The following is a 10,585-nucleotide window of genomic DNA, read 5'->3' as shown; positions in this document are numbered from 1 at the left end:
GGATGTGGCGAGTAGAGCCACGCCATGCGTGGCTGCGCGTGCCGTCCGGCGGAAGTCACACTTGTCGCGTGATGGAATCTTCACTTCCAGCCTTGGGGGCTTCTTTTACGGTAGGCGCGCCCGTTTTCTGAGCAGTGCCGTGCATCGCAGTTCCTGACCCCCGTTCCAGGAGTGCTGTATGTCCCGTGCAGACCTGTGTGGCGTACGTCGTTCGCCCTTGTTCCTCGCCTCGGTGCTGGCCCTGGCTGCCCCATCGGCCTGGGCAGGATGCGATTCCAGCGCCCCCGTGGCCGGACAGACCGTCACCTGCAGTGCCGATCCGCCGAATCCGTACATCACACCGATTACGGCCAATGGCGCCGGCGGCATTACCGTGAACGTGGCCAGCGGCGCGCAACTGCAGCAGAGCGGTGGTGCAACGCCGCTGGCACTGACCGGCGCAGGTGGCCATGTGCTGCTGAACCAGGGCGCGATCACCGCCACCGGCGGTATTGCCGTGCAGCTGGGCGGGGGCAGCCGCGTCGACAACCTGGGCAGCATCAGCACCGGCAACACTACTGCGCTGCAGTTCACTGGCGCGGGGGACAGCGTACTGGTCAACCGCGGCACGATCAGTGGCCGCACCGGCGTGCAGTTCGGCGCCGGCAATGATCGACTGGAGATGCTCGCAGGCAGCATCAGCGGTGCCGTACTGCAGGGCGATGGCAACGACGTGCTGCTGCTCAGCGATGGCACCCTGGACAGCGTTGACCAGGGCAACGGCGATGACCAGATGACCGTGCGCGGCGGCACCATTACCGGACTGGTCACGCAGGGCAGCGGCGCCGACGATTTCGTCATGAGTGGCGGCAGCATCGGCGCCCTGCAGCAGGGCGACAACATCGATACGTTCCGCATGAGCGGTGGCCGCATCGTCGGTGCGTTCGAAGATGGCGACCAGGCCTGGATGACCGGCGGCCGCATCGGCCGGGTCAACATGAAGCTGGACAAGAACCTCTGGGACCAGTCAGGCGGCACGGTGGATGGCAACGTGGTGACCGGTTTCGATACCGACACCATCATCATTTCCGGCACCGCCTATATCGGCGGCAACATCAGCGTGAGCGGTGGCGCCGACAGCGTGACCATCACCGATGGCACCGTGCGCGGGCAGATACTGCTCAGTACCGGCAACGACACCTTCACCTGGAATGGCGGTGGCATCGTCTATGGCGCCATCGATGCCGGCCCCGACGATGACGTGGCCACGCTGGCCAACCTCAACCAGGGCAACCTGGGCGCAGTGCCGCTGTTCGACGGCGGCAGTGGCAACGACCGGCTTGCGCTCAGCAACGTCAAGATGACCGGCGTGGGCCGCCTGCAGAACTGGGAAACCATCAGCCTGGCCAGCAGCACCGAACTGACCTTCGATGGCGATCTGCGGCTGGGCGACAGTGCAACCGGCACCGGCACGCTCACCCTGGATGACACCAGCACGCTGTACGCGGGCAGCGGTTCCAATGCGGTGCGCCCGTTCACCGGCAGCGCGCTGGTGAACGTGGTCAATGCCGGGCGCATCGACCTGACCGGCGTGGGCGCCGGCGATGTATTCACGATCCGCGGTAACTATCGGGGTGAGGGTGGCGGTCTGTACCTGCGCACCGTGCTGGGTGGGGACGATTCGGTCACTGATCGCCTGGTGATCGATGGCGGCGCGGCAACCGGCACGACTGGCATCGGCGTCCTCAATGCCGGCGGCGGCGGCGCGGCCACGCTGGCCGACGGCATCCTGGTGGTGCAGGCGCTGAACGGTGCGACCACGGCAGCCGGCGCGTTCTCGCTGTTTGCCCCGGTGTCGGCCGGTGCCTACGAGTACTTCCTGTTCAAGGGCGGGGTAAGCGCGGGCAGCGGTGAGAACTGGTACCTGCGCTCAACCCTGGTGTCCGGCCCGACTCCGGCACCCAGCGGAACCGGCAGCACCGCCGAGCCGCCGCCGCCCACGCCGCCCGTGGCGCCGCCGCCCGCGATTGCGCCGGCCCCGCCACCGCCGCCCGAAGGGGCGGTGGACCCGGACCTGACCGCTGGCGAGACCGCGCCCCCGGCGCCCCCGCCGCAGCCGGCCGACGTTGCCCCGCCCAGCGACCCGCCGGTGCCCGACGTGCCGGTGGCCGGTGGTGCACTGCCGGGCCTGGGCCCAGCGCCCAGTGCCGGCGCGCGACCCGCGCAGGGCGACGTGGTGCCGTTGTATCGCCTGGAAACTGCCACCTATGCGGTGGTGCCGCCGCTGCTGCGCGAGGCGTCGCTGGCCAGCCTGGGCACCTTCCACGAGCGCCAGGGCGAGCAGCGTCTGCTGTACCACACCGGCGCCCTGCGCACCGCCTGGGGCCGACTGGTCGGGCAGAGCAGTGAGATCCAGTGGAAGGGCGATGCCCAGCCCGGCTTCGACGGCGATCTGATGGGCGTGCAGGCCGGTCTGGATGTCTGGGCCGCCGCCGCCGATGCACATCGCAACCAGATCGGCGTGTTCGTCGGCCGCACCCGCGCCGATGGCCGGGTGACCGGCCTGGCCTTGGGCTGGGAGAACGTGCAGGTGGGCCAGAGCCGCCTGGACGACAAGCACGTGGGCCTGTACTGGACGCTGACCGGCCGTGACGGTGGATATCTGGACGCGGTGGCGATGCAGAGCCGCTACGACGGCCGCATGCGCTCATCGCGCGGGCTGGGCATTGATGTGCGTGGCGACGGCACCACGCTGTCGCTGGAAGCCGGCAAGCCCCTGCTGCAGTTCGGGCAATCGGCCTGGTGGCTGGAACCGCAGATACAGGTGATCTGGCAACGCAGCTCGCTGGATGACCAGCGCGACGCGGTGTCGGCGGTGTCGTTCGACAGTGACAACGCCTGGACCGGCCGCGTGGGCCTGCGCCTGGCCGCTGATTATCAGTTGGCGGACAACGGTTGGCAGCCGTACTTCAAGCTGAACTACTGGCACGGCCGCTCCGGCGAGGACCGCGTGCAGTTCGACACCGACGTGATAACCAGCGCGCAACGCTCGCGCGCGCTGGAAGCCGGCATCGGCGTGGTGGGGCGCTTCAACCGCACCATCAGCGCGTATGCCGTGGCCGACTACACCCGCGAAGTGGGCGGCAGCCGCAACGAAGAACGGCGCGTGATCGAAGGCAACATCGGCCTGCGCGCAGACTGGTAGCGCCGGGCCCCTGCTTTGGTAGGTGTCGACCTTGGTCGACACGCCATGACCCGCCGGAAACTCCACCCGACGTCATGACCCGCTCTGGTAGGTGTCGACCTTGGTCGACACGCCATGACCCCGTAGCGTCGAGCTTGCTCGACGGCTGTTGGCAAGGCAGTCGAGCAAGGTCGACGTTACCGGCGGCTACCGACAACGTCATGAACCAGCGCGCCCGCATGCCCGGCTAGCACCACCACCGCCTGCAGCAACCCTTCTTCCACCTGCGCCGGGCACTGCGCGGCCACATCATCCAGCTCCCGCGCCGACTGTGCCGCCAGCAGCACGCTACCGCAGGCCGAAAGCGCCGCCAGGCAGCGCGCAGCGTCGGCCAGACCGCGCCCGCGTGCATCGTCAGCCTCGTGTGCCACGCCGCGTAACCGGGTGAAGAATGCCGATGGCGGTGTGGTTTCTGCGGCTTCCATCAACGCATCTTCCAGGGCCTCGGCCACGGCACTGGGCAACGCCAGCCCGGGCAGCGCATTGCCCAGCAGGGCTTGCAGACGGGGATAGGTGGGGTAGAGCGTGGTCATGGCGGCAACCTCACAAGGCAAGGCCACCGGCGTCGTGCAAGGTGGCGGGCGGTGCGGGTTGGCGTGCCGGTGAAGTTGCTCAAAGGGAACGAAGCCGGCGGATCCGGGAGATCCCCACGCACCGCCCGCCGCAGAACGACGGACGGTGCAGTATTCGGGCCAGCGACGTGTTCGCAAGCCCGCCTTTGAACTACTTCATTCAGGACGCCAATCCCGGCCAACGCTGGATGCGTTGGCAAAGCCACCTTCGCGGTTTCACTGCAGCGCAGCCATGAGCAAAGTTGCAAATCCTGCCGCGGCCCAGGAGTGCGAAACACGACACGTCGCGCGACGTCCAACGGCGTATCCTCGTTCCTCCATCTTCCGGCGAAGGAACGTCGAATGCCCATGGGTATCCGCATCACGATTCTGGCACTGACCGCCGCAATGGCGGCACCTGCCCACGCCATCGAACTGCCCACGCGGCAGGCCCAGATCGAACTGGTGGACCTGCTGGAGCGCGAGGCGCTCTACCGTGATCGCGTGGACTGGCCAGAGATTCGTGCACGCATGAGTGCAGCGCAGGGCAACCCGGAAAAGATACGCGACGTGCTGAAGGAAGCCATTGGCCGCAGCTCGGGTGGGCACGGTGCGTGGCTCAGCCCGAAGCGGATACGCGCGGAAGCGCAGCGGCCAGGACGGGCCAACACCGCCGGCACCGCCAACGCCACCGGTACAGGCATGACGGCCACGTCGGCCGATACACCGCCTGTTGACCCACGCATCGGCTGGGTCGAGATCGGCGCGTTCTCCATCGTTCCCGGCCCGGAGCTGCAGCAGAAGATGCAGCAACGCGCCGCGCGCTGGCAGGCGACCATCGGTGAGCAGGACAACGGCACCCGCTGCGGCTGGATCGTGGATCTGCGTGGCAACACGGGCGGCAACATGTGGCCCATGCTGCTGGGCGTCGCCCCGTTGCTGCGGATGACCGCCGGCGATGACGAGACCGTGGGCGCGTTCGTCACCGCCGACGGCCCTTCCGCCTGGCAGTCCACACCGTCTGGCCTGCGTCTGGGCGCGGGCGCCATCGTCGATCTGGGTAAGCCGGGTTATCAGCTGAAGCACCCGGCCGCGCCCGTGGCCGTGCTGACCGGGCCGCACACCGCCAGTGCCGGCGAAGCGACGGCGCTGGCGTTCCGTGGTCGCCCGCAGGCGCGCAGTTTCGGCGAACCCACCCGCGGTGTGTCCACCGCGAATGTGGTGCGGCCGCTGGTCGACGGCAGTTCCCTGGTGTTGACTACCAGCGTGATGCAGGACCGCCACGGTCGCGGCGATGGGCGGAAGATAGTGCCTGACGAGCACACCCGCGGCGCTGCAGCCACCGTTGCCGCCGCCCAGGCGTGGCTGCTGGCGCAGCCGGCGTGTAGTGGAGGCTGAAGGATGTTGCTGATCGGCCAGCAGGAACGGGTGGTGGTGGTCGGCCCGACCGAGGCACACCACTGCCTGCGCTGCCAGACAGAAACCGACTTTGCCCCGCAGCTGCGCTACCGCATGGCGCGCATCGACCTGCTGTTTGGCTTCGTCTACCAGCGCCGCTACGAACTGGCCTGCACCGGCTGCGGCCATGGCTGGGTGCTGGACACCGAGACCCTGGACCAGCAGCTGGGCGGGGTGCCGATACCGTTCCGGCACCGCTTTGGACTACCGCTGATGCTGGTGGTGGTGGCTGGGCTGGCGGTGGTGGGGTGGATGTGGCGGCAGGGCTATCTGGCCTGAGGTCCCGGCCTGCTAAAGTGGTGGCCAGCAATCACGTACCGGAAGCGACCATGGACCACGACACGCCGTTTGAACCCACCAACGACCTGGAGGTCCGCCTGCTGCAGGCACAGGACGGCACGCTGACCGCCGCGCAGTTCCTGGACGGCCTGCTGACCGCGCCGGTGTTCGTGCTGCTGGACAAGGCCATTGGTGAAGATGGCGCCTGGGACGAGAGCATTTCACCGCTGGTGCTTACCAGCGAAAGCGGCGAGCCGATGTTCGCTGTGTTCACCGCGCCGGAACGCGCCGAGCTGTGGCACGAACAGCTGCCGCAGTTTGCCCATGCCATGCCGATTGCCGTGCACGCGCTGCTGTCGGGCATTGGCGAGGGCGTTGGCCTGGTGCTGAACCCCGGCCTGGACGTGGGCATGGAGATGATTCCCGATGCCGTGGCCCAGCTGAAGGAGCGCGCCGCGGCGATTACCCGCGGCATGGCGCACTGACCGCGCTCAGCGCGCCGCCGCGATCGCCTTCACCCGCGCTCTGGCCAGCGCTTCGCCAATGGCCGGGCCTTTCAGGTGGGTGGTATCCAGATCGCGCGCCTGCACTGAAAGCGCGGCCTGGTGCAGGCGCTTGAGCGTTTCGCCCTGCGGGTAGTCGCTGTCTTCGAAACCCAGCCGGCCGCGCTTGTCGGCCTCGCAGCACAGCGCGATGCGCGCCACGCGTTCGGGCCGGCGCAGTGCATCGCAGCGGCCCAGCAGTTCCAGCACGGTGGCATCGCGCAGTTCGTCGATGCGGTGCACGTTCAAGTGCTCACGGCAGACCGCCTCCGCCAGCTGCTGGTGCTCGGTGGGAATCTTCAGCCGTGCGCACAGTTCCTTCAGCGGCTTCACGCCACGCTGCTCGTGCATGATGTGGCGCGGCCATTCGTCCTGCGGGGTCAGGCCCTTGCCGAGGTCGTGGGTGAGGGCGGCGAAGCCGACCAGGTCATCGCCCGGCGCCAGGCGTGCGGCCATGTCGCTGACCATTTCCTGGTGGATGCCGGTGTCGACTTCCGGATGGAATTCGGCACGCTGCGGCACGCCGTACAGTGCTTCCAGTTCCGGCAGGATCGGGCCCAGCGCGTGCGCGTCGTGCAGCGTGCGCAGGAAGGCGGACGGGCGTTCGCAGACCAGCGCTTTGCGCAGTTCCTGCCAGACGCGTTCGGGCACCAGCGCATCCAGCTCGCCACTGGCGGCGACCTCGCGCATCAGCGCCATGGTTTCGTCGGCGACGGTAAAGCCCAGCGGCGCGAAGCGCGCCATGAACCGTGCCGCGCGCAGCACGCGCAGCGGGTCTTCCACGAATGCCGGACCGACATGCCGCAGCACGCGCTGCTGCAGATCGCGTGCACCGCCGTAGGGGTCGACCAGAGTGCCGGTGTCTTCGTCGCAGGCAATGGCGTTGATGGTGAAATCGCGGCGCTGCAGATCCTCTTCCAGGGTGACCGCCGGATCGGCATCGACCACGAAGCCGCGATAGCCGCGGCCGGATTTGCGTTCGGTGCGCGCCAGTGCGTATTCCTCACCGGTCTTGGGATGCAGGAACACTGGGAAATCGCGGCCCACGGCGGTGTAGCCCTGCGCTTCCATCTGCGCGGGGGTGGCGCCGACCACCACCCAGTCACGGTCACCGGCGGGGCGCTGCAGCAGGCGGTCGCGCACGGCGCCGCCGACAAGATAGATCTTCATGGTGAGGATGATCGCACGGGCGTGTGTTGCCGCGCTGCGCCCTGGCCGGGCATGGCCCGGCGCTACCGGTTCGGACGGCATTGCGGGGTGGCGCCGGACCAAGCCCGGCGCCACCCGCTGCGTCGATCAATCCCCGCCCTGTTCGGCGTTGGTGGCGCAGGTGAAGGCCTTGCGCTTGTCCACCAGGCGGCCCATCAGGCGGTCGCTGAGCGGCAGGGCATTGCCGTTGAGGCGCCAGTCGTAGATCACGCTGAAGGCCAGCACGCGGGCCACGTATTCGCGGGTTTCCTTGTAGCTGATGGTCTCGATCCACAGGTCCGGGTCGAAGCCCGGGCGCTGGGTCTGCCAGCGTGCGGTCGGGGTCGGCCCGGCGTTGTAGGCGGCGATGGTCACGTAGGGCAGGCCGTCGTACTTGTTCATCAGCTGGCGCAGGTACGCGGTGCCGATGGCGATGTTGGTGTCCGGGTCGTACAGGCTGTCGGCGCCGCCGTAGCCGGTCAGGCCGATCGACTTGGCCACGCTGGCACCGGTGGTGGGCAGCACCTGCATCAGGCCCATGGCGTTGGCAGGCGAGCGCGCGCGCGGGGTGAACGTGCTCTCGGCGCGTATCTCGGCGGCCACCCAGGCCGGGTCGATGGCGTTGCGCGCCGATTCGCGGCGGATGGTGCTGTCGTGGTGCAGCGGGAAGCGCAGGTCGTACAGGCGCTGTTCCTGCGGCTGCTTGCCCAGCGCGAACACGGCGCGGTCGAACCAGCCGTTGTCCTGCGCCACGCGCACGGCCAGGCGGCGCTGGGTGTCATCGAAGCGCGACAGCGCGCTGTTCCATTCGGCCACGGCCCAGCCGGTGCGGTCGATCTGGTACAGCGCCATGGCGCGCTGGATGGCCGGATCGCGGGCGACCGCGGCCTGCGCCTGGGCACTGTCGTTGGGCTTCCACGGGCACAGCGTGTACGCCTGCTGCAGCTTGTCGGCCGCCAGGAAGCCGTGGAAGGTGGGCGCGCGCGCGGCATCGCGGAACAGCGGCTGCGCCTGCTGCACCTGCCCGGTCTTTTCCAGCATGCGCCCTTCGAAATACGCCCAGCGCGAATCGCTGCGCTGCTTGCTGCCCATCTTGCGGATCGCGGCCAGCGCGGCCGGCCAATCGCCGCGCGACATCGCCTCGCGGGCGCGCCATTCGTGCAGGCGCTCGTCGTAGGCCGATTCGGGCACGGCATTGAGGCGGCGCGCCGAATCGGGCAGGTACGAGGCCACGGTCCACAGCGCGATCTGGTAGCGCACCTGGCCTTGCTGCTCGGCGCTCAGGCCCAGCGCCTGTGCGTACTGCGGCAGTTGCTGTTCGGTGGCGCCGGGGTCGGCCTTGGCCAGTTTTTCCAGGCCGTCGGTGGCGATGCGCCGGCTGCGCTCGGTGCGCGGCCAGTTCAGGGCGCTGGCATTGGGGCGGTCGACGAAGGCGGCATAGCTGTTGGCCTGGGCCAGCTCGGCGGCTGGCAGGCCACGCGCGGCGCTGCGCATCACCGCCGGTTGCTGGGCGTCGGCGGCCGCATCGATGCGTTCCCAGCGCAGGGCATCGCTCATGCCGCCCTGCGCCTGCAGCACGGCAAACACCGCATCGCAGGCGTCGGGCAGCGACTTGCCGTTCTTGCGCCACAGGTCCTGCGCTTCGCTGGTCCACTGCGCGTCCACCTTGCCGGTGGCCTGGCGGGCGGTCAGCTGCGCGCAGCGCAGGCCCAGGTTTTCGGTCGGCGCCCAGTTGGCCAGCAGAGTCGGCCAATCCTGACGGCGGGCCACCGAGGGCAGCCACACGCTGCGGAAGCTGTTGGCCACGGCCTGGCCGTCATAGCGCTTCAGGAAGGCCTGGGCCTGGCCGTTGTCCACGCTGTCGATGTTGCGCCGCAGTTGGGCGAACTCGACCCAGCCATAGGCCGGGTGGCGGCTGAGCGCGGCGGCCTGGGCGGGCGCCAGCTGGCCACGCTCGGCGGCGTCCAGCGCGGCCTTCAACTGGCCGCTCTGGGCATCAAGGGACTGGGCACTGGCGCAGCCGATCAGCAGCGTGGTGGCCAGCGGGAACAGGGACAGGGCGGTCGAAGAGCGTCGGGTCATGGCCCCAGCATAGCGGGCCATGGCTGAATTCAGTTTCGCGCAGCGTGCACGTGTGGTGTGGGCGAACGGCGGCTGAACGACTACCTGCGCAGCACTGCAGTGTGGGCGATGTGCGGCGTAAGTTCGGCCACAGGGCAAGCGGCCCTGCTGCAGGGAGCGGCACATGGCATTCAGTAGCGCAGGACGAAGCGGACCACTGGCTGAGATCAACGTAACGCCACTGGTGGATGTGATGCTGGTGTTGTTGATCATCTTCATCGTGACCGCACCGATCGTGGCGCGGCCGATCACGGTGGATCTGCCGCAGGCCACCGACCGGGTGGTACAGCGACCGGACCCGCCGCCGCCCATCGAGCTGCGCCTGGATGCGGCCAGCCAGTTGAGCTGGAACGGGCAGCCGATGGCCATCGGTGATCTGCAGCAGCGCCTGCGTGCGCAGGCGGGCGAGCACCCCGGCAACCTGCCGGAGCTGCGCATCAGCAGCGACCCTTCGGCCGAGTATGAAGGCATGGCGCGCATCCTGGCCGCGGCCGAGGCCACGGGCATGCAGCGGATCGCATTCGTGCGTTGACACGATACGACCGGCGTTGAGGGGTTCTGCTTCCTCAACGCCGGTCTGGCGCTCAGTACTGGCGGCAGTAGACCGTCCGGCCGTCCCAGCTACAGGACATGCGGCTGCTGTCGCCACGCTGCACGCTCAGCCCCTTGATTCCGGGTTGTGGAAGTGCCGTCCACGATGCGCAGGAACGCCATCTGGATCTGATTGGGCACCGGGGTGGGAAGGGCCCGCCATTTTCTGAACTCGCGATCGTATTCGACGTTGAATGCAGTAAGTCGTGCTCGCTCGAAGTCCATGACCACCGTCAGGCCAGCGCCCGATGGCAGCGCTGCATCCCGGGGGGACGCACAGTTGTTGCATTCGACCAGCCCGCCCGCGCGGGCGTTGGTGGGCAATGACAGCAGGGCAATTGCAAGGAGCGCTGCGGGCAGCAGCACGGCACTGAGTGCTTTCACGATGAGACCTCGCGTTCAGCGTCGGAAGCCTCAGTCTGTGATGAAGCTGCACGCAAGTTTGCTCGGGCACTTGAATTTCAAACAATTCCTAATCGTTCGCCAGTGCTGCGGATACGGTTGGTTCATTTGTCAAAAGCGCGTGAAAGAGTGTTCTTCATCACGTCGTCATTTTTACAGGTTGTTTACAAAGGAGACGCTGCCGCCATGCAGGAGGGAGCGCGGCAGTCACTGTCCCGACATTCCTTTGG

General features: G+C 68.2%; 9 protein-coding genes. 5 read left to right on the top strand and 4 right to left on the bottom strand.

Translation table 11 applies throughout. The annotated features are described in order from the left end of the window. Window positions 1–178 precede the first annotated feature (178 nt). Entirely contained in the window at window positions 179–3,184 is a 3,006-nt protein-coding gene (locus C1930_RS16900) for an autotransporter outer membrane beta-barrel domain-containing protein (RefSeq protein WP_108772246.1), read from the top strand. Window positions 3,185–3,360: 176 nt separating this feature from the next. On the opposite strand, the gene C1930_RS16895 is transcribed toward C1930_RS16900, so the two are convergent. Continuing rightward, on the bottom strand, window positions 3,361–3,756 hold the full coding sequence (locus C1930_RS16895; RefSeq protein ID WP_108772245.1) for a hypothetical protein: 396 nt from the start codon (window positions 3,754–3,756) through the stop codon (window positions 3,361–3,363). Between the two features lie 387 nt (window positions 3,757–4,143). Between C1930_RS16895 and C1930_RS16890 the strand changes: the two genes are divergently transcribed. From C1930_RS16890 to C1930_RS16880, 3 genes are read left to right on the top strand one after another with little or no spacing between them, the layout of a single operon-like run. Further along, complete coding sequence (locus C1930_RS16890) at window positions 4,144–5,172, top strand: S41 family peptidase (RefSeq protein WP_234412687.1); 1,029 nt, start codon at window positions 4,144–4,146, stop codon at window positions 5,170–5,172. Between the two features lie 3 nt (window positions 5,173–5,175). Next, the gene (locus C1930_RS16885) at window positions 5,176–5,511 is read left to right on the top strand and encodes a hypothetical protein (RefSeq protein WP_108757160.1); all 336 of its coding nucleotides are present in this window, start codon (window positions 5,176–5,178) and stop codon (window positions 5,509–5,511) included. 50 nt (window positions 5,512–5,561) lie between these two features. Continuing rightward, entirely contained in the window at window positions 5,562–5,996 is a 435-nt protein-coding gene (locus C1930_RS16880) for an SseB family protein (protein ID WP_108750534.1), read from the top strand. A gap of 6 nt (window positions 5,997–6,002) precedes the next feature. Here C1930_RS16880 and C1930_RS16875 read toward each other — a convergent pair whose 3' ends face one another. Together C1930_RS16875 and C1930_RS16870 are read right to left on the bottom strand one after the other, a co-directional pair. Next, window positions 6,003–7,223, bottom strand: a complete 1,221-nt coding sequence (locus tag C1930_RS16875) for a multifunctional CCA addition/repair protein (RefSeq protein ID WP_108757159.1) — start codon at window positions 7,221–7,223, stop codon at window positions 6,003–6,005. 126 nt (window positions 7,224–7,349) lie between these two features. After that, window positions 7,350–9,323 (bottom strand): transglycosylase SLT domain-containing protein, encoded by a 1,974-nt coding sequence (locus C1930_RS16870; protein WP_108757158.1) that lies wholly within the window; start codon window positions 9,321–9,323, stop codon window positions 7,350–7,352. Window positions 9,324–9,486: 163 nt separating this feature from the next. Between C1930_RS16870 and C1930_RS16865 the strand changes: the two genes are divergently transcribed. Further along, a complete protein-coding gene (locus tag C1930_RS16865) occupies window positions 9,487–9,894 on the top strand; it encodes a biopolymer transporter ExbD (protein ID WP_108757157.1) in 408 nt (135 codons plus the stop codon). 89 nt (window positions 9,895–9,983) lie between these two features. Here C1930_RS16865 and C1930_RS20350 read toward each other — a convergent pair whose 3' ends face one another. After that, on the bottom strand, window positions 9,984–10,337 hold the full coding sequence (locus tag C1930_RS20350; protein WP_159093629.1) for a hypothetical protein: 354 nt from the start codon (window positions 10,335–10,337) through the stop codon (window positions 9,984–9,986). Window positions 10,338–10,585: the final 248 nt, after the last annotated feature.

The organism is Stenotrophomonas sp. SAU14A_NAIMI4_8 (assembly GCF_003086695.1).
GTDB lineage: Bacteria > Pseudomonadota > Gammaproteobacteria > Xanthomonadales > Xanthomonadaceae > Stenotrophomonas.
This window is presented reverse-complemented; position numbering and strand designations above follow the sequence as displayed.